The 17,085-nt window shown below is 71.6% G+C and carries 16 protein-coding genes; 4 read left to right on the top strand and 12 right to left on the bottom strand.

Annotated features, from left to right (window positions below):
* Window positions 1-934 (top strand): ABC transporter substrate-binding protein (locus tag ABD194_RS01010; RefSeq protein WP_343986167.1); only part of this gene is annotated, 934 nt, incomplete at its 5' end.
* An 82-nt stretch (window positions 935-1,016) separates the two neighbouring features.
* On the opposite strand, the gene ABD194_RS01005 is transcribed toward ABD194_RS01010, so the two are convergent.
* Window positions 1,017-1,553: a LytR C-terminal domain-containing protein gene (locus tag ABD194_RS01005; RefSeq protein WP_343986164.1), complete on the bottom strand. Its 537-nt coding sequence runs from the start codon at window positions 1,551-1,553 to the stop codon at window positions 1,017-1,019.
* 68 nt (window positions 1,554-1,621) lie between these two features.
* Entirely contained in the window at window positions 1,622-1,915 is a 294-nt protein-coding gene (locus tag ABD194_RS01000; RefSeq protein WP_142182057.1) for a type II toxin-antitoxin system VapB family antitoxin, read from the bottom strand.
* Between the two features lie 51 nt (window positions 1,916-1,966).
* Here ABD194_RS01000 and ABD194_RS00995 point away from each other — a divergent pair, with 51 nt between their 5' ends.
* Complete coding sequence (locus ABD194_RS00995; RefSeq protein WP_343986152.1) at window positions 1,967-3,571, top strand: helicase HerA-like domain-containing protein; 1,605 nt, start codon at window positions 1,967-1,969, stop codon at window positions 3,569-3,571.
* Window positions 3,572-3,757: 186 nt separating this feature from the next.
* On the opposite strand, the gene ABD194_RS00990 is transcribed toward ABD194_RS00995, so the two are convergent.
* Complete coding sequence (locus ABD194_RS00990) at window positions 3,758-4,603, bottom strand: helix-turn-helix transcriptional regulator (protein ID WP_343986149.1); 846 nt, start codon at window positions 4,601-4,603, stop codon at window positions 3,758-3,760.
* A 137-nt stretch (window positions 4,604-4,740) separates the two neighbouring features.
* Between ABD194_RS00990 and ABD194_RS00985 the strand changes: the two genes are divergently transcribed.
* On the top strand, window positions 4,741-5,691 hold the full coding sequence (locus ABD194_RS00985; RefSeq protein WP_343986146.1) for a phosphotransferase enzyme family protein: 951 nt from the start codon (window positions 4,741-4,743) through the stop codon (window positions 5,689-5,691).
* A 60-nt stretch (window positions 5,692-5,751) separates the two neighbouring features.
* Here ABD194_RS00985 and ABD194_RS00980 read toward each other — a convergent pair whose 3' ends face one another.
* Window positions 5,752-6,603 (bottom strand): phytanoyl-CoA dioxygenase family protein, encoded by an 852-nt coding sequence (locus tag ABD194_RS00980; protein WP_343986143.1) that lies wholly within the window; start codon window positions 6,601-6,603, stop codon window positions 5,752-5,754.
* Window positions 6,604-6,733: 130 nt separating this feature from the next.
* The gene (locus ABD194_RS00975) at window positions 6,734-7,240 is read right to left on the bottom strand and encodes a protein-tyrosine phosphatase family protein (protein WP_343986140.1); all 507 of its coding nucleotides are present in this window, start codon (window positions 7,238-7,240) and stop codon (window positions 6,734-6,736) included.
* 109 nt (window positions 7,241-7,349) lie between these two features.
* Between ABD194_RS00975 and ABD194_RS00970 the strand changes: the two genes are divergently transcribed.
* A complete protein-coding gene (locus ABD194_RS00970) occupies window positions 7,350-8,693 on the top strand; it encodes a PP2C family protein-serine/threonine phosphatase (RefSeq protein ID WP_343986136.1) in 1,344 nt (447 codons plus the stop codon).
* A 12-nt stretch (window positions 8,694-8,705) separates the two neighbouring features.
* Here ABD194_RS00970 and ABD194_RS00965 read toward each other — a convergent pair whose 3' ends face one another.
* The 7 genes from ABD194_RS00965 to ABD194_RS00935 form a co-directional block, all read right to left on the bottom strand.
* Window positions 8,706-10,280: an FAD-dependent monooxygenase gene (locus ABD194_RS00965; RefSeq protein ID WP_343986133.1), complete on the bottom strand. Its 1,575-nt coding sequence runs from the start codon at window positions 10,278-10,280 to the stop codon at window positions 8,706-8,708.
* Window positions 10,256-10,837 (bottom strand): hypothetical protein, encoded by a 582-nt coding sequence (locus ABD194_RS00960; protein WP_343986130.1) that lies wholly within the window; start codon window positions 10,835-10,837, stop codon window positions 10,256-10,258. Before ABD194_RS00960 ends, ABD194_RS00965 begins: the two co-directional genes overlap by 25 nt.
* A 98-nt stretch (window positions 10,838-10,935) precedes the next feature.
* Window positions 10,936-12,390: a xylulokinase gene (xylB, locus tag ABD194_RS00955; protein ID WP_343986127.1), complete on the bottom strand. Its 1,455-nt coding sequence runs from the start codon at window positions 12,388-12,390 to the stop codon at window positions 10,936-10,938.
* Between the two features lie 10 nt (window positions 12,391-12,400).
* The gene (gene xylA / locus ABD194_RS00950) at window positions 12,401-13,579 is read right to left on the bottom strand and encodes a xylose isomerase (RefSeq protein ID WP_343986124.1); all 1,179 of its coding nucleotides are present in this window, start codon (window positions 13,577-13,579) and stop codon (window positions 12,401-12,403) included.
* A 74-nt stretch (window positions 13,580-13,653) separates the two neighbouring features.
* Window positions 13,654-14,664 (bottom strand): sugar phosphate isomerase/epimerase family protein, encoded by a 1,011-nt coding sequence (locus ABD194_RS00945; protein WP_343986120.1) that lies wholly within the window; start codon window positions 14,662-14,664, stop codon window positions 13,654-13,656.
* A 154-nt stretch (window positions 14,665-14,818) separates the two neighbouring features.
* Window positions 14,819-15,940 carry a sugar phosphate isomerase/epimerase family protein gene (locus tag ABD194_RS00940; protein ID WP_343986116.1) on the bottom strand — a complete coding sequence of 374 codons (1,122 nt, stop codon included), beginning with the start codon at window positions 15,938-15,940 and terminating at the stop codon, window positions 14,819-14,821.
* Between the two features lie 86 nt (window positions 15,941-16,026).
* Window positions 16,027-17,085: Gfo/Idh/MocA family protein (locus tag ABD194_RS00935; protein WP_343986113.1), on the bottom strand; the 1,059-nt coding region annotated here is incomplete at its 5' end.

Below are 17,085 nucleotides of genomic sequence, written 5' to 3'. Positions count from 1 at the left end.
CGTGACCATCATGGTCGGCGGCATGAGCAAGCAGATCTACCTGCCCTTCATGCTCGCCAAGCAGCTCGGCTACTACGACAAGATCGGCGTCAACGTCAAGCTCGTCGACGAGCCCGCCGGAGGCGACGCCACCGAGAACATGCTGGCCGGGCAGGTCCAGGGTGTCGGCGGCTTCTACGACCACAACATCGCCCTTCAGGCGCAGGGCAAGTCGTCGGAGGCCGTCGTGTCGATGCTGCAGATCCCCGGCGAGGTCGAGCTGTGCCGCAGCGACCTCAAGGGCGTCGTCAAGAGCCCGGCGGACTTCAAGGGCCGCTCGCTCGGCATCACCGACACCGGCTCGTCGACGGACTTCCTCACGCAGTACCTCAGCAAGAAGAACGGCGTGGACCCCTCGCAGGAGACCCGTCGTGGCGTCGGCGCCGGACAGACGTTCATCGCCGCCATGAAGCAGAAGGCCATCGACTGCGGCATGACGACGGAACCCACCGTCTCGCAAGCCATCTCGGACGGCACGGCGTTCATCCTGCTCGACATGCGCACCGCCGAGGGCTCCAAGGCCGCGCTCGGCGGCACCTACCCGGCCACCTCGCTCTACATGCAGACCGACTGGGTCGACCAGAACAAGCCGACGGTGCAGAAGCTCGTCAACGCCTACGTGTCCACGCTCGCGTGGATCCAGCAGCACGACGGCGCAGCCATCGCCGACAAGATGCCCGCGGCGTACTACAAGGGCGTCGGCAAGGACGCCTACGTCCACGCCCTCGACAGCGAGAAGGGCATCTTCAACCCGACCGGCCTCATGCCGGAGGACGGCCCGAAGACCTGCCTGGCGGTCCTCGGCGAGTTCAACCCGAAGGTCAAGGGCAAGAGCATCGACCTCGCCAAGACCTACACGAACGAGTTCGTCAAGGCGGCCACTCCCGTCAGCTGAGCGAGGGGGCCCGCAGCCCCGTCATCCCGAGGACGTATGCCGTCCGGCGCAGCCCGCGCCGGACGGCATACTCACGCTCGGGTCACTGCTGGACGGTGACGGTCGGGCAGGGACGCAGCGTCTGGTTGGGGGTCACGACCACTGGGACCTTGCCGAAAGCCTTCCAGGACCGACCGACGGCCAGGTCGATGGTGTCGCCCTTGCGCTTGTCGTTGACGAGCACGGCCTGGGGCACGTGCGTCTTGAGCAGCTTGGCCGAGGCCTCGCCCTCGGGGCCGAAGCGGATCTGCGCGACCTGCTTGACCGACTGGCCCTTGGGGTCGTTGCCGACCGCCTTGACCTTGAAGCCGCGCGCCCCTGCCTGCTTGGCCACCGCGGCCGCCAGTCCGTTGCGGTTGGTGGAGTTGTAGACGTTGATGCTCACGTCCCGGGGCGTCAGCGGCGCGACCGGGACCTCCGTCGTGCACGGCTGGGGTTTCGGCGTGGTGTCCCGGAAGTACGTCGACGCGTAGTAGAAGGCGCCGGCGAGGCCCAGCAGCACGACCGCGATGACGATCGTCGCCCGGCGCTGACGGCGCCTCCGATACGGGCGGTCGTCGTCGTCAACGGCCTGCGACATCCACGCTCCTTGCTCGGGAACCGGTCAGGAACCGCCTCAAGTCGGGCGGTCCGGGCCAGAGTACGGGGTCAGAGTACGAGGACCCGGGCATGAAGCACCGGTCTCTGCTGCAGCGCGGCGCGAAGGGCGCGGTGCAACCCGTCCTCGAGGTAGAGCTCGCCCTCCCACTCCACGCAGTGCGGGAAGAGGTCGCCGTAGAAGGTGGAGTCGTCGGCGAGCAGCCCACGCAGGTCGAGCGTGCTCTTGGTGGTGATGAGCTCGCCGAGCTGGACCACCCGCGGCGGGACGTTGGACCAGTCCTTCGTGGTCTCGAGTCCGTGGTCGGGGTACGGGCGGGAGTCGCCGACGGCCTTGAAAATCACCGGGTCAGCATAGACATCGCCGGGGGTGGGCCGCCTACTACAGTTCGAGGCGTGACCGACACCGGAGTGCAGACCACCGGCGACGACGCGTCGTCGAACGCCCAGCTCGACGAGATCCGCGCGGGCTACGCGTTCCAGGGCGGGGTGCTGAGGCTCGGCGCCGCCGTCGTCGACGGGCAGGCCCACCCGGACGCCCCGGTGCAGATCCCGCTCAGCGTCCTCAACCGGCACGGCCTCGTCGCGGGCGCCACCGGCACCGGCAAGACGAAGACGCTGCAGCTCATGGCCGAGCAGCTGTCCGACGCCGGGGTCCCCGTGTTCCTCGCCGACCTCAAGGGCGACCTGTCGGGCGTGGCGACCCCGGGCGAGGGGAACGACAAGATCACCGCCCGCGCGACCGACGTCGGCATGCCGTGGACGGCGACGGCATACCCGACGGAGCTCTACACGCTCGGCGGCAAGGGCACCGGCATCGCGATCCGCGCCACGATCACCGGGTTCGGCCCGACCCTGCTGTCGAAGGTGCTCGGCCTCAACGAGACGCAGGAGAGCAGCCTCGGGCTGATCTTCCACTATGCCGACAAGAACGGCCTGGCCCTGCTCGACCTCAAGGACCTGCGCGCCGTCATCACGCACCTGACCTCCGACGAGGGCAAGGCCGACCTCAAGGAGCTCGGCGGCCTCTCGAGCGCGACGGCCGGCGTGATCCTCCGCAACCTCATCACCTTCGAGGACCAGGGCGCCGGCGACTTCTTCGGCGAGCCGGAGTTCGAGACGAGCGACCTGCTGCGCACGGCCGGCGACGGGCGCGGCATCATCTCCTGCCTCGAGCTGCCGCAGGTGCAGGACCGCCCGCAGCTCTTCTCGACCTTCCTCATGTGGCTGCTCGCCGACCTCTTCCACGACCTGCCGGAGGAGGGCGACGTCGACAAGCCGAAGCTCGTCTTCTTCTTCGACGAGGCGCACCTGCTCTTCGACGACGCGAGCAAGGCGTTCCTGCAGGCCATCGAGCAGACCGTGCGGCTCATCCGATCCAAGGGCGTCGGCGTCTTCTTCGTGACGCAGTCGCCCAAGGACGTGCCGTCGGGCGTGCTCGCGCAGCTCGGCAACCGGGTGCAGCACGCGCTGCGCGCCTTCACGCCCGACGACGCCAAGGCGCTCAAGCAGGCGATCGCGACCTACCCGCACACCGCCTACGACATGGAGAAGCTGCTCACGAGCCTCGGCATCGGCGAGGCCGTCGTCACCGTGCTCTCCGACCGGGGCGTCCCGACGCCCGTGGCGTGGACGCGGATGAAGGCGCCGAACTCGCTGATGGACCCCTCGACGCAGGCCACCCTCGACGCCGTCGTCGCCGGCTCGGCACTGAAGACGAAGTATGCCGACGTCGTCGACCGCGAGTCGGCCTACGAGAAGCTGACGGCCCGGTTGCAGGCGGCTCCCGCGGCCCCTGCCGCGCCGGCGCCCACTCCTGCTGCGCCGGCCCCCGTCCCCGCCCCCGCTCCGGCGCCGAGGCAGGGGCGGGCGCCGAAGGCGGACCCCGGCATCGTCGAGCAGGTCGTGCAGTCCACGGCGTTCCGCTCGATGCTGCGCTCGGCCGGCACCGTCATCGGCCGGGAGATCACCCGCAGCATCTTCGGCACGCGCCGCCGCTGAGCGACCGGCGCCGCCGACCTCTCCACCAGCTCGGGTCTCCTCGCGAAAGAGCTCCCTGCATCCGGCCCATCCGCACGGCGCCTCGCGCCTCGCGCCGAGGAGTGGGCAGGAGCTGCGACGAGGACGTCGTCGTCGTGGCGCGCCCCACCTGACGCGGGGACGCGGCTACCCGCGGGCCCTGCCGCGTCAGTCGCCGAGGTCGAGGTCGTCGAGGTCGTCGTGGTCGACGTCGGCGTCCGCGAAGTAGCTGATGACGCGGATGTCGGGCTCGTCGACGACCTGGAGGACCAGCTGGTTGAGCCGCACGACCTGGCCGGTGTCGAGGCGGATCCGCTTGGTGCGTCCGCGCGTGGGGTCGCTGTCGTGCCGTTCCCACCACTCGACGGTGTCCGGGTTCGTCTTGAAGATCTCGTCGAGGATGCGTTTGAACGACGGGTCGTCGGGGTGGCGCGCGTACGCCTCGCGGAAGAGCGCCAGCTGGTCGGCGGCCTCCTGCTCCCAGTCGACGAAGAGGCTGCGGGCGGCCGGGTCGCAGCAGTAGAACCACAGCAGGTTGCGCTCGCGCTTGCTCCGCTTGCCCTCCCAGTCGGTGAAGAGCTGGCACGCCGTGTGGTTGGCGCCGAGCACGTCCCAGCGAGCGCCGACGACGTACGCCGGGTTGGGGTCGAGGGAGTCGAGCAGCTCCTCGAGCTCCTCGGTCAGCTCCTCCGGCGCCTGCAGGCGGCGTGACGGGGTACCGGTCGCGAGGGCTGTCAGGTGCGCGCGCTCGTCGGCGCCGAGCTTCAGCGCGCGGGCCAGCCCTGCGATGACGGTCGCGCTCGGGCGCAGGTCGCGGCCGCGCTCGATGAGGTCGTAGTAGGCGACGGAGATGTCGGCCAGCTCGGCGACCTCGGTGCGGCTCAGGCCCACGCGGCGCCGGCCCTTGGCGCGCTTGATGCCGACCTCCTCCGGCGCGAGCTCGTGCCGCCGTGCCCGGAGGAACTCGCCCAGGGGTGAAGGGGTGCGCACGCTGAGCGGGACGTCCGTGGTCATGGCGCTCATCCTGCCAGTGCACGGGAGGCCGGACGGCAGGCGTTCAGGAGGGGTTCGCCGCGTGTTAACGTTCCGCGTCCGCCGGCGCGTCAGCAGCCCGCGACCCGAGACGGACCCCTTCTCCAGGAGCCCCCCGTATGCCGTCCGCCGCGTCCCAGCCGGGACCTGTCGTCGTCGTGTCCGACGTCCCGCCGGGCGCCGCACCCGGCGCTGCAGCCGGTGTCTCAGCCGGTGTCGGAGCCGAGGCCGTCGCGCTGCCGCTGCCGGCTCCGGGCTGGGGTCTCAGCGATGCACGGGCCGCCCTCGAGGTGGTCCGTGGGCTGCTCCCGGTGCAGGTGGGTCCGGCCGACGAGGTGCTGGGCCTGCTGACCACCGTCGTGCTCGGCGCCGAGTCCCACGTCGTCAAGGTCTATCCGCCGGGGACCGACGCGGCGCACCTCGACCGCATCCACACCGCCTTGGCAGGCTCGCGGACGGCGACGAGCGCACTCGTGCCTGCCGTCGTGACACCGCACGGGGTGGTCACCGTCGCGTCCCGCCTCTCCGGCGGCTCCCCTGTGACGTGGCCGGAGGTCGGAGCCCTGCTGCGGGCCTTCCACGCCGAGCACGCCGACGCCGCGGTGGCGACGTGGTCACCGCTCTCACGCCTGGAGTCGCAGGTGGCGCTCCTTCCCGAGGAGGACGCGCACGTCCTGCGGTCGGCTCGCGATGGGCTGCTCTCCGCGCTGGCCGGTGTCAGGTCGGAGCTCGGCTACGGCGTCATCCACGGCGACGTGTCCCCGTCGAACGTCATGCACGACGGGACGCGAGCCGCGCTCATCGACCTCGACTGGGTGGCTGTGGCGCCGCGGGAGTACGACCTCGCGAGCGCGTCACGCCGCTTCCGTGCCGGGGAGCTCGACCGAGCGACCTACCGGGACTTCTGCACGGCATACGGCCACGACGTGCTGGGCTGGGAGGGGCTGCCGCTGCTCGACCGGATCGCCGACCTCGCGGGCGTCGTGTTCCGCATCTGGGACTGCCGGCACCACGGGCGCGACCTCGACTGGCTGCGCGCCGAGCTGCAGCTCTGGGGCATCCCGGTCTGACCGGCTCGGCGCACGAGCCGGGCGCGAGGCGGCCGGCACCGAGCCGGCTGACGGGAGTGGTCAGGGGGCGATGCCCATGACGGGGCCCTCGATGTCGTGCTCCTGCTCGAGTGGTGTGAGCTCGTCCACGAGCTCGACCTCGAGGTGGTCGCGCAGCCGTTGGGGGATCGCCATCCAGAACTCGCGGGTCACCGTCATCCGAGGGTGTTCCTCGTGTCGCGCCGAAGGAGCGACGGTTCCCAGCACGACCACCGGCCGCGCCCGCGAGGTGCGGTTCGCCGTTCCCCGATGCACCGCGAGAGCCGACCTCGCCGAGATGTCGCCACGCTGCGGCATACGGCGCTCGGCGAGGCGCTGGTAGCGGCCCCACGTGCTGCGCGGCGGGAACATCCCGTGAGCCCAGTCGAGCCCCGGCTCGTACTGCGTGCCGGGGGCGATCTCGAACGGCCCCATGTCGAGGGCGGTGTCGACGGTCGTGAGGTTGAAGGCCAGCGAGGTCAGACGCCCGTGCCGGTGCGTCTCGGGCGGGGACGGGAAGTCGCGGTGCCAGGGCTGGTCGACCGCCCCGGCGAACGGGATGTCGAAGCCGATCTCGACGAGCACGTAGCCGGGACCGAGGACGGTTTCGCACAGGGCGGTCACCCAGGGATGTGTCGCCAGCGTGACGAAGCCGCCCAGCTGTTCCGGGTGGATCTGGACGTGCCAGCGGTGCGGTCCACGGGTGATGGCGCCGCGCTCGCGCGTGCGCGCTTCGCGGTAGGCGGTGAGGACGTCCCGGTGCAGCTCGTCGACCCAGTCGCGCGGGAAGGCGCCAGGATGGGCCACGATCCCGTCGCGGTGGAGGGCGTCGACATCGTGCCCGAGGGCGTCGCCGAGGTCGTGGTCGAGGTGGGGCGCAATGGTGGAGGTCATGTCCGCTCCGAGTGAGGACTCGTGTGGGTCGAACGGCCCGTCAGGAGGCGCGTCTGATCCCACTGTCTCCGGAGAAGTCCAGAGTGGGTGCAGGAATCGACGAAGATCTGCGTGGCTGCCCGGCCGCGCCTCAGACGGCCGGGTCGGAGGTGGTCGGCGCCGGCAGCGAGCGCAGCCACTCGGCGAAGTCCTTGTTGTTCACCGTGCGGTCCCGGCGCTGCTGGACGTGGTCCAGGGCCTCGGCGCCGGAGACGCCGAGGAGCTCACGCACGACCAACGTCATGACGAGCCCGGAGCGGTTGCGACCGAAGGTGCAGTGCACGAGCGCATGACGGCCGTCGTCGACGAGTCCGGCCACGAGGTGGGCGAGACGCACGGTGAGGGCCGGGTCGGGGACGTCCTCCCCGTCGACCAGCGGGCACTTGAGGTAGGCGAGCCCCTCGATGTCCTCCGGCGGCGGGTAGGCGTCGGGGTCGGCGAGGTCGATGACGGTGTCGATGCCGGTGTCGCGCACCCACTGGAAGTCGACGGGGCAGCCGCCGTGCCACAGGCCGGGAAGCATCTCCGTCGGCGGGTCGGCGGGGTCGACGCCCTCCAGGTCGACGGGGTCGGTGGTCCAGCTGAGGGTCTCGCTCACGGTCGGCACGTACCCGAGCATCGCTCCACACCAACCGCCCGGGACACCCCGCGCCGGAGCGGAACCCGAAGTTCATTCGGAACCCACCCGACCGCCATAGGGTGGTGCGGTGGACAGCAACATGTCCGAGGAGCTGCTCGGCACCGTCCTGGATGCCGCCGAGAACGCCTCGCCCCTGGAGGCCGTCGAGGCGGTGACCGCCACGCTGGCGCGCCGCCTGCGGGCATCGGCCTCCTTCTTCCTCATCGCCGACCTCTCCGGCGGCGCCCTGGTGCGCATGTCGTACGGCTCCTCCGACGGAGCACTGGAGCGTCAGGCGCTCGGGGGCCTGGAGGGCAGCGCCACCCGCACCGAGGAGGGTGAGCAGTCGGTCAGCGTGCCGATCGTCGGTCCCGTCGAGACGGCCATGCGCACCCAGACCGCGCAGGTCCTCCCGGCAGCCCTGGTGGATGGCGTCGACGAGAGCCGCGGGTGGGTCGTGCTGGCCCCGGTCACCGAGCGTGGCGAGGCCCTCGGGCTCCTGCAGGTGGCACTGGCGGAGGTGCCGGACGAGAGCGGCGTGGCCGAGATCTCCCGGGTCGCCCACCTGCTCGCCTTCGTCGTCATCGCCAACCGGCGGCACACCGACCTGTTCGAGCGAGCCGAGCGCAGCACACTCTTCTCGCTGCCTGCCGAGATCCAGCGGCGCCTGCTGCCACCGGCTTTCACCTGCGAGGCTGCAGCCTTCACGCTGGCCGCGTGGCTCGAGCCGGCGGCCTCCCTCGGCGGTGACACCTTCGACTACTCCCTGAGCCGCGACACGCTGCACCTGTCCCTGACCGACGCCGTCGGGCACGGGGTGGGCAGCGCCCTGGCGGCGACCCTGTGCGTGGGCAGCCTGCGCAACACCCGCCGCATGGGTGGCTCGCTGGCGGACCAGGCGAGCGACGCGAACTTCATCCTCTTCCAGCACACGGACTTCAGCGGTGCAGACCACTTCGCCACCGGACTCATGGGGCGCGTCAACCTCGCCACCGGCACGCTCGCCCTCGTCAACGCCGGGCACGTGGCTCCCTACCTCTGGCGAGGCGGGGCCGTCTCGGAGGTCGCGCTCACCCCCGACATCCCGTTGGGGATGTTCCTCGAGACGCGCTACCGGCAGACCGAGCTCGCGCTCCGGCCGGGAGATCGCCTCGTGCTGGTGACCGACGGGATGCTCGAACGCAACGCCGCGTCGCTCGACCTCTGTGACGAGATCACCCGCACCCGCACGCTGCACCCGAGGGAGGCCAGCCGCCGCCTGACCGCGATGGTGCTGGAGCGCTGCAACCAGGTCCTCGCCGACGACGCCACCGTCATGGTCCTGGACTGGCACGGCGAGCACGGGCAGCTTCGACGAACGAGCGGCGGAGCGGAACAGCGGCGGACGAGCCCGCACCGGAGTGTCCGGGACACCCTGGACGCGAACGGCTGAGGTCGGAGCCGATCACGAGACCAGGCGCAACCAGCTCGCCAGCCGGTCTGCGTCGGGCGAACCCGAGCGGAAGCCGACATGGCCGTCGGGACGCACCGCGACGAGGCCGCGACCGGGCCAGCTCTCGATGCGGTGCACGGTGACCCGAGGCGCCGCCGGGCCGAGGTCGGGCTCGGACGCCCCCCGCTCCAGCAGCACATGGATCCCCGGCGCCGCGGTCAGCTCGTGCAGGTGCTGCGAGCGGTCCTGACAGGTCACCGCCTGGTCCGGCAACCGGTCGCCGGGACGGGCCCCCCGGCTCGTGGCCGTGCCGACCACGGACAGCGGGCTGGTCCGGTAGCGCACCCAGCGCTGCGACAGCAGGGCGACGACCGCCGCCATGAGCTGCCGCTGCCGCAGCAGCACGGGCACGGCCGGGGCGGCGATGGGCAGCACCGTCCCGCGCACGAAGGCGGGAAGGCGGCGCGTGGAGGCCTCGGCGAAGAAGATCAGGTGGGTCAGTGCCAGGACCTGGGCGGCGGCCGGTCGCCGCTCGAGGTCGTACGAGTCGAGCAGCGCTGGCCGCCCGTCGCTGGCTGCGAAAGCCAGCTTCCAGCCGAGGTTGACCGCGTCGAGGATGCCGGTGTTCATGCCCTGCGCGCCCGCAGGTGAGGAGGCGTGCGCAGCGTCCCCCGCCAGGAAGACCGGCCCGCTCCGGAACGAGGTCGCCAGTCGATGCTGCAGCGGCACGCGGGACGACCACACCTGTTCGACGACCAGCACCCCGAGGCCGGCCTCGTCCAGCAGCCGCTGGACCTCGGCCACCGGCACCTCGCCACCGGGCGGCCCGAACGCTCCTCGCTCCTCGTGAGGTGCGGCACGGGTCCCCAGCAGCCGCCAGGTCGCCCCCTCGCCGAGGGCGAAGAGGAACACCAGCCCACGCGGCCCGGCGACGACGTGGAGCACGCCCGGTGACAGCTCCCCGTCGAGCTCCACGTCGGCAAGCACCACCTCCTGGGCGTAGCGCGCGCCCCTCCAGCCGATCCCGGCCAGGCGCCGCACCAGGCTGTCCGGTCCGTCGCAGCCCACGAGGAACCGGGAGTCGACCTCCACGGCCCGCCCGTCCCGGCGGACGAGCGCCCGCGCCCCCTCGTCGTCCCACGACGCGCCGACGAGCTCGACACCGCGCTCGACGCCCACGCCACGAGCCGCCAGCGCGTTCGCGAGGACGTCCTCCACGTCGGCCTGGCGCACCAGCGTGAGGTGCGGGTATGCCGTGTCGCGCAGCGCCACGTCGCCCAGCTCGGCGGCGACCGTGCGGTCCCCGAGGTGCAGCTGGGCGCGCGGCGACCGGTCCGCACGGGCGAGCAGGTCCTCGGCGACCCCCAGGGGGCGCAGCACCTCGAGAGTCCGGGACTGCATGATCATCGCCCGTGACGGACGGAAGGCCTCGGGCCGGCGCTCGATGACCCGCACCCGCGCCCCGTGGGCCTGCGCCTGCAGGGCGGTGGCAAGGCCGGTGGGACCGGCGCCCACGACCAAGAGGTCCGTGGCGTCGCCGGCGTGGTCCACCCTGTCCACCGTCAGGTCACCGCGACGACGCGCCACCAGGCGGCTTCCTCGCCGGGGAACCACGGGCCGAGCACACCCGGGTCGGCGAGGATGTCGGCGCGACGCAACCCCGGCACGACGCGGTAGTCGATGGAGCGTGGCTCGCTCACCAGGGCCAGCACGTGCCACAACGAGCGGGCGTACTGCTCGGCACGGTCGGGGCCGTCCCACTCGTAGAGGCCCCGGTAGCGGCCGTGCTCGTCGTGGGCGAGCCACAGCTTCGACGTGAAGCCGGGGAAGCCGACGAAGAGCGGCGTGTTGAGCAGGCTCTCGGCTCGGAACCACGCGTGGGCCCGTCCTCGGACCCGGCGGAGCCGGAAGCTCACGGCGAGGAAGCAGGGCTCCGTGGCCGGACGAGCGACCGTGGTGTCGCGATAGACGCGGCTCGTGCTGTGGTCGGCGAACGTGATGCGGCGACCGAGCTCCGTCACCGGGAAGGCGACCTGTCTGCGCGCGAGCATCCCCGCGCTGGTGCCGATGCACCGGCCCACTGCCGCCCAGGCCTCCGGACGCGGCATCGGCGCCCTGGCCGGCGCGACGGTTCGCAGCTCCACGGCAGACCCCCTGATCGGCTGCCTCCAGCGTTCTGGGCGCGATGCCCTGCGGCCTAGGGTCCAAGGTCCCGGAGGTCGCCGGCGTCGGTCGTGGTGCCTCAGTGCGGTTGGGCCTCGGCAACCTGCCGGGCCGCCTCGCGATACCGCTCGAGCACCGCAGGGACGGGCGCCGCGTCGTAGGTTGCGACCTCACCCAGGTGCCACGCCGGCGGTTCCGCCGCGCCCGAGAGGACCCAGGCCGCCTGACGCGCCGCCCCGTCGGCGACGTACTCCCCGGGCGGGGGCACGTCCACCGGAACGCCGAGGATGCTGGGTGCGACCTCGCGCACCGCGCGGGACCGTGCGGCGCCACCCACGAGGGTGACGCGGTCGACCGACACCCCCTGACGGCGTACGGCCTCCATCCCGTCCGCCATCAGGCACAGCAGCCCCTCGACGCTCGCGCGCGCCAGGTTCTCGCGGGTCATGGACCCGAGCGTCATCCCCGAGAGGGAGCCGGTCGCCGTCGGCAGGTTGGGAGTGCGCTCACCCTCCAGGTAGGGGACGTGGACCAGCCCACCCGCACCGGCGTCGGCCGTGAGCGCCAGCTCGCTCAGCTCGTCGTGGTCGACCGCGAGTACGCGTGCAGCCGCGTCGAGCACACGCGCGGCGTTGAGCGTGCAGGCCAGCGGGAGGAACTGCCCGGTGGCGTCGGCGAACCCGGCCACCAGGCCGCTGGGGTCGGAGGTCGGTGTCGCGGACACGGCGGCGACCACCCCTGAGGTGCCCAGGGAGATCGACGTGTCGCCCGGGCGCAGGCCCAGGCCCAGCGCGGCTCCGGCGTTGTCGCCGCACCCGGGTCCCAGGACCACGTGCCCCAGCCCGGTGGCTCGATCTCCGGTCCCGGCGCGGTTGCCCGGGGCGAGGACGCAGGGCAGGACGATCGAGCCGACGGCGGACCGGTCGCGGCGCAGGGCGAGGGCGAGGAGGTCACGGCGGTACTCACCCGTCGCCGGCGAGAAGTAGCCCGTGCCCGAGGCATCCGACCGGTCGGTCCCCAGCGTCTCCAGCGTGGGCGCACCGGACAGCCGCCACGTCAGCCAGTCGTGCGGGAGGGCCACCGCAGCCACTCGCTCCGCGAGCTCCGGCTCGTGGTCGACGAGCCAGCGCAGCTTGGCCACGGTCAGCGATGCGACCGGGACAGTGCCCACGGCCTCGGCCCAGCGCTCGGCGCCCTGGGCCGGATCGCCCTCCCCGAGCTCGACGACGAGGTCGGCTGCGGCGCCCGCTGACCTGGTGTCGTTCCACAGCAGGGCGGGCCGGATGACCGCGCCCCGCGCGTCCAGGCAGACCAGGCCGTGCTGCTGGCCCGCGACCGAGACCGCCTCGACGTCGTCGAGCCCGCCGGCCTCGGTCACGGCCCGCTGCAGCGCCACCCACCAGTGCTCGGGGTCGACCTCGGTCCCGGCCGGATGCGGCGCCGAGCCCGAACGGACGAGCCGGCCCGAGGGCGCCTCGCGGATGACGACCTTGCAGGACTGGGTGGAGGAGTCGATGCCGGCGACGAGCGTCATGACGACACTCTCACCCGATGAGGTGCTCGAGGGCCAGCTGCTGGAGCTGCACGAAACCGTAGTCCCGCTCGGCTGCCGACTCCGGGTCGAAGCCTTCGTCGGCGGCCAGCAGGTCCTCGACCGTCTCGCCCGCGCCGAGGGTGGGCTGAGCGAGGTCGAGGACACCGGCATACGCCATCGCCTCCTGCACGCGCGGGTCTGCACGGAACGCCTTGGCCTTCTCCGCGAGCATGAGGTAGGTCGACATGCAGGCTCGCGCAGAGGCCCACACTCCGTCCATGTGCTCCGTGCGGGAGGGCTTGTAGTCGAAGTGCCTCGGCCCGGTGTAGCGGGGCCCGTCGGGGTAGCCCGGGAAGCCGTTGTCGAGGAGGTCGACGGTGAAGAAGGCGGAGGTCAGGTCGCCGTGGCCGAACACCAGGTCCTGGTCGTACTTCAGTCCGCGCTGGCCGTTGAGGTCGATGTGGAAGAGCTTGCCGCTCCACAGCGCCTGCCCCAGTGCGTGCGTGTAGTTGAGGCCCGCCATCTGCTCGTGCCCGGTCTCGGGGTTGAGGCCCACGATGTCGCCGTGCTCGAGTTCCGCGATGAGAGCCAGGGCATGCCCGACAGTCGGCAGGAAGATGTCACCGCGCGGCTCGTTCGGCTTGGGCTCCAGGCCGATGCGGAGGTCGTAGCCCTGCGACTTGATGTAGCCGGCAACGGCGTCGAGCCCCTCCTTGTAGCGCTCCATCGCGGCGTAGACGTCCTTCGAGCCGTCGTACTCGCTGCCCTCACGGCCGCCCCACATCACGAAGGTCGTCGCGCCGAGGTCTGCGGCGAGGTCCACGGCGCGCAGCAGCTTCCGCAGACCGAACCGGCGGACGTCGCGGTCGTTGGAGGTCAGGCCGCCGTCCTTGAAGACCGGGTGGGTGAAGGTGTTGGTCGTCACCATCTCGATCACGAGGCCGGCGCGTTCGGTGGCCTCCTTGAACCGCCGGACGATCTTGTCCTTCGTCACCTCGTCGGCGTCGAACGGGAAGACGTCGTTGTCGTGGAACGTGACACCCCAGGCGCCGAGCTCCGCGAGCCTCTCCGCGTACTCCCACGGGTCGAGGGCCGGGCGGCTGGCCGACCCGAAGGGGTCGATGCCGGTCCAGCCGACGGTCCACAGGCCGAACGAGAACTTGTCCTCAGGGGTCGGCTGACGCACCACTTCTGCTCCTTCTGGTGATTCCTCGTGGGGATGCTGTCGATCATGCCCAGCCGGCGCGCGGCGGGGTGGCCGCTTCAGTCCTTGCTGGTGCTGAAGGCTGCGTCGAACGCCGCCTCCGGCTTGTCGAAGTTGAGGGAACGGACGAACTCGAGCGCACCCGGCGCGCCGACGAGGCGGTCCATGCCGGCGTCCTCCCACTCGACCGAGATGGGTCCGTCGTAGCCGATCGCGTTGAGGGTGCGGAAGCAGTCCTCCCACGGCACGTCGCCGTGTCCGGTCGAGACGAAGTCCCAGCCGCGGCGCGGGTCGCCCCAGGGCAGGTGCGACGACAGGCGGCCGTTGCGGCCGTTGCCGATTCGCTTGCGGGCGTCCTTGCAGTCCACGTGGTAGATCCGGTCCTTGAAGTCCCAGATGAAGCCGGCCGGGTCCAGGTCCTGCCACACCATGTGGCTCGGGTCCCAGTTGAGGCCGAACGCCTCCCGATGGCCGATTGCCTCCAGCGTCGCGACGGTGCTCCAGTAGTCGTACGCGATCTCGCTCGGGTGCACCTCGTGGGCGAACCGGACACCCACCTCGTCGAAGACGTCGAGGATCGGGTTCCAGCGGTCCGCGAAGTCGGCATACCCCGCCTGGATGACGTCGTCGCCCACGGGCGGGAACATCGCGACGTACTTCCAGATGGCCGACCCGGTGAAGCCGATGACGGTGTCGACACCGAGCTTCGCAGCAGCACGCGCGGTGTCGGCCATCCGCTCCGCCGCGCGCTTGCGCACGCCCTCGGGGTCGCCGTCGCCCCACACCGCAGCGGGCAGGATGTCCTGGTGTCGCTGGTCGATGGGGTCGTCGCACACGGCCTGCCCCACCAGGTGGTTCGAGATGGCCCACACCTTCAGGCCGTTGCGCTCGAGGACCTCGTGACGCGACTCCACGTAGCCGTCCTCGGTCAGGGCCCGGTCGGCCTCGAAGTGGTCGCCCCAGCAGGCGATCTCGAGGCCGTCGTAGCCCCACTCCCCCGCGAGGCGGCACACCTCCTCGAAGGGGAGGTCGGCCCACTGGCCGGTGAAGAGGGTGATGGGTCGGGCCATGTGAGTCTCCTTGCCACGGTGCGGTTCTGCGTGTTCTGGTCGGACGTCGGGTGGTGCGGTCAGAGGGCCGGTCTCGCCTCGGTGAGTCGGGCGCCGGCGCGTCGCCGCACCGGGGTGGTGCGGCGACGCGTCGGCGACGCGGAGCGGCGTGGCGTCAGCCGCGCAGCTTGGCGAGGTTGGCGTAGCTGATGGCGGCATACTCCAGCGACTGGTTCGGGTTGGCCGTTCCGCCGGGAGCGTTGTCCTGCTCGTACATCGGGTTGTGGTAGCCCTTGGCGCCCGTCTGGCTCAGGAAGGCCCTGTAGTCGATGACGCCGGTGCCGAACGGCACGAAGTCGTAGCCGTTGGGCAGGTCCGGACGCGAGGCGCCGTCCTTGGCGTGGAACAGCGGGAAGCGGATCGGCTGTGCCTGGACGACGCCGAGCGGGTTGAAGACCGAGGTCACGGCCGAGCCGTCCGCCGCCGTGTAGGACGTGTGCTTGTACTGGGCGACGTGCGCCCAGTAGATGTCCATCTCGAGGTAGACGTTGTCCGGGTTGGTGTTGGCCAGGAAGTACTCGAGACGCCGCACGCCCGACGAGCGGGTCGGCCGACCCTGCGCGTCGAGCGGCCCGCTGTCGAGCAGGAAGCTGTAGGCGACGTCGTGGTTGTGGGTGTAGAGCTTGAGTCCGTGCTTGACCCGCGCACGCTCACCGAGGACGTTCCAGCGCTCGGCGGCCGCGTCCCAGTCGGCCTTGTAGGCCGAGCTCGTCGGGTCGCTGCCGGTGCCGACGTGCTGCATGCCGAGGATGTTCGCGACCTCGCACGCGGCGTCGAACGCGGCGAGCGTCGCGTCGGAGATCGTCGACGGGATGGTGCCGTGGTTGCCCTCGGCCTCGAGCCCGTTGTCGTCGAGCCAGGTGCGGAGCAGCTGCGCCCCCGCGGCGTTGTTGACGTTGCCGCCCGGGGCGTTGGCGTGCTGGCTGTAGCCTGCGAACTCGACCTGCTTGTAGCCGATCCGGCCGAGCTCCTCGAAGACGGCCTTGAACCCGGACGCATACGGCGACGTGCCGGGGTCGCGCGAGATGGCGTCGCGGACGGTGTAGAGGATGATGCCGCGCTTGCCCGGCGGCACGAGCGCACCGTTGCCGGTGCCCGGGGCGGCCGAGGCGCTCGTCGCGCTGACCCCGGCGATGGCCGCGGCGGCAGCCATTCCCGTGGAAGCCGCCATGAACTGGCGGCGGTTGAGGCCGAGGCCCTTGGCGAGCTTCAGCGGCTTGACGTCGTTGTCGTGCATGTGAGGTTGCTCCTTCGGGGTGTGACAGAGACGGTGGGGGGTGGAACCGGATCTCCTTTCGGCAGACGACGCGGGGTGGGCCCGCGTCAGGAGAGGACGGGAGAGGTCGTGCGGGCCCCGTCGATCGGGGTCCAGGACCCCTCCCGCTCCGCACTGGTCTCGACGGCCGACAGGATCCGCTGCACTTGGAGCCCGTCGGTGAAGGAGGGCCGCGGGTCGGCGCCCGCGGCGACGGCGGTGAGGAAGTCGACCGCCTGGTGGGTGAAGCCATGCTCGTAGCCGAGCACGTGCCCGGGCGGCCACCACGCCGCCACCCACGGATGGTCGGCCTCGGTGACGAGCACCCGGGTGAAGCCCGCGTCGCGCGACGGGACCTCGTTGTCGAAGACGTGGAGCACGTTCATGTCCTCGAAGTCGAACGCGAGCGACCCACGGGTCCCGTTGATCTCCAAGCGGATCGCATTCTTGCGGCCCGTGGCGAAGCGCGTCGCCTCGAACGTCGCGAGCGCTCCCCCGCTCAGACGTGAGACGAACACCGCGGCGTCGTCGACGGTCACCGGGCCGCGCATCGTGCTGCCGTTCGAGGCCGCGGTCCCGCTGATGCCGCTCGTGCCGAGCAGCGACGGGTCGGACACGGGGCGCTCCCGCACGAACGTCTCGGTCAGGGCCGACACCCCGGTCAGCGCCTCCCCCGTGACGTGCTGGGCGAGGTCCACGATGTGCGCCCCGATGTCACCCAGCGCCCCCGACCCGGCGCGCTCCTTCTGCAGCCGCCACGTCAGCGGCGCCTCCGGGTCGGTGAGCCAGTCCTGCAGGTACGCCCCGCGCACGTGCAGCACGCGTCCGATGCGTCCCTCGGCGACGAGCTGTCGCGCGTACGCGACGGCCGGGACGCGGCGGTAGGTGAACCCGACCATGGACCGTACGCCCCGGGCCCGGGCCGCCTCGGAGGCCGCGGCCATGGCCTCGGCCTCCTCGACGCTGTTGGCCAGCGGCTTCTCGCAGAGCACGTGCTTGCCGGCCTCGAGCGCGGCCAGGGCGATCTCGGCGTGGGTGTCGCCCGGCGTGCAGATGTCGATGACGTCGATGTCATCGCGCTCGAGCAGCCGCCGCCAGTCGGTCTCCACGTCGGCCCATCCGAAGCG

Source organism: Terrabacter terrae, assembly GCF_039529575.1.
Classification (GTDB): Bacteria; Actinomycetota; Actinomycetes; order Actinomycetales; family Dermatophilaceae; genus Terrabacter; species Terrabacter terrae.
The sequence above is the reverse complement of the archived record's forward strand: the minus strand, read 5'-3'. Positions and strand labels throughout refer to the sequence as shown.

Coding starts and splice junctions, on each gene's coding strand:
- ABD194_RS01005 (WP_343986164.1), bottom strand. CDS start 1,553: ATGTCGCAGGCCGTTGACGACGACGACCGCCCGTATCGGAGGCGCCGT.
- ABD194_RS00990 (WP_343986149.1), bottom strand. CDS start 4,603: ATGACCACGGACGTCCCGCTCAGCGTGCGCACCCCTTCACCCCTGGGC.
- ABD194_RS00985 (WP_343986146.1), top strand. CDS start 4,741: ATGCCGTCCGCCGCGTCCCAGCCGGGACCTGTCGTCGTCGTGTCCGAC.
- ABD194_RS00980 (WP_343986143.1), bottom strand. CDS start 6,603: ATGACCTCCACCATTGCGCCCCACCTCGACCACGACCTCGGCGACGCC.
- xylB (WP_343986127.1), bottom strand. CDS start 12,390: ATGACGCTCGTCGCCGGCATCGACTCCTCCACCCAGTCCTGCAAGGTC.
- ABD194_RS00945 (WP_343986120.1), bottom strand. CDS start 14,664: ATGGCCCGACCCATCACCCTCTTCACCGGCCAGTGGGCCGACCTCCCC.
- ABD194_RS00940 (WP_343986116.1), bottom strand. CDS start 15,940: ATGCACGACAACGACGTCAAGCCGCTGAAGCTCGCCAAGGGCCTCGGC.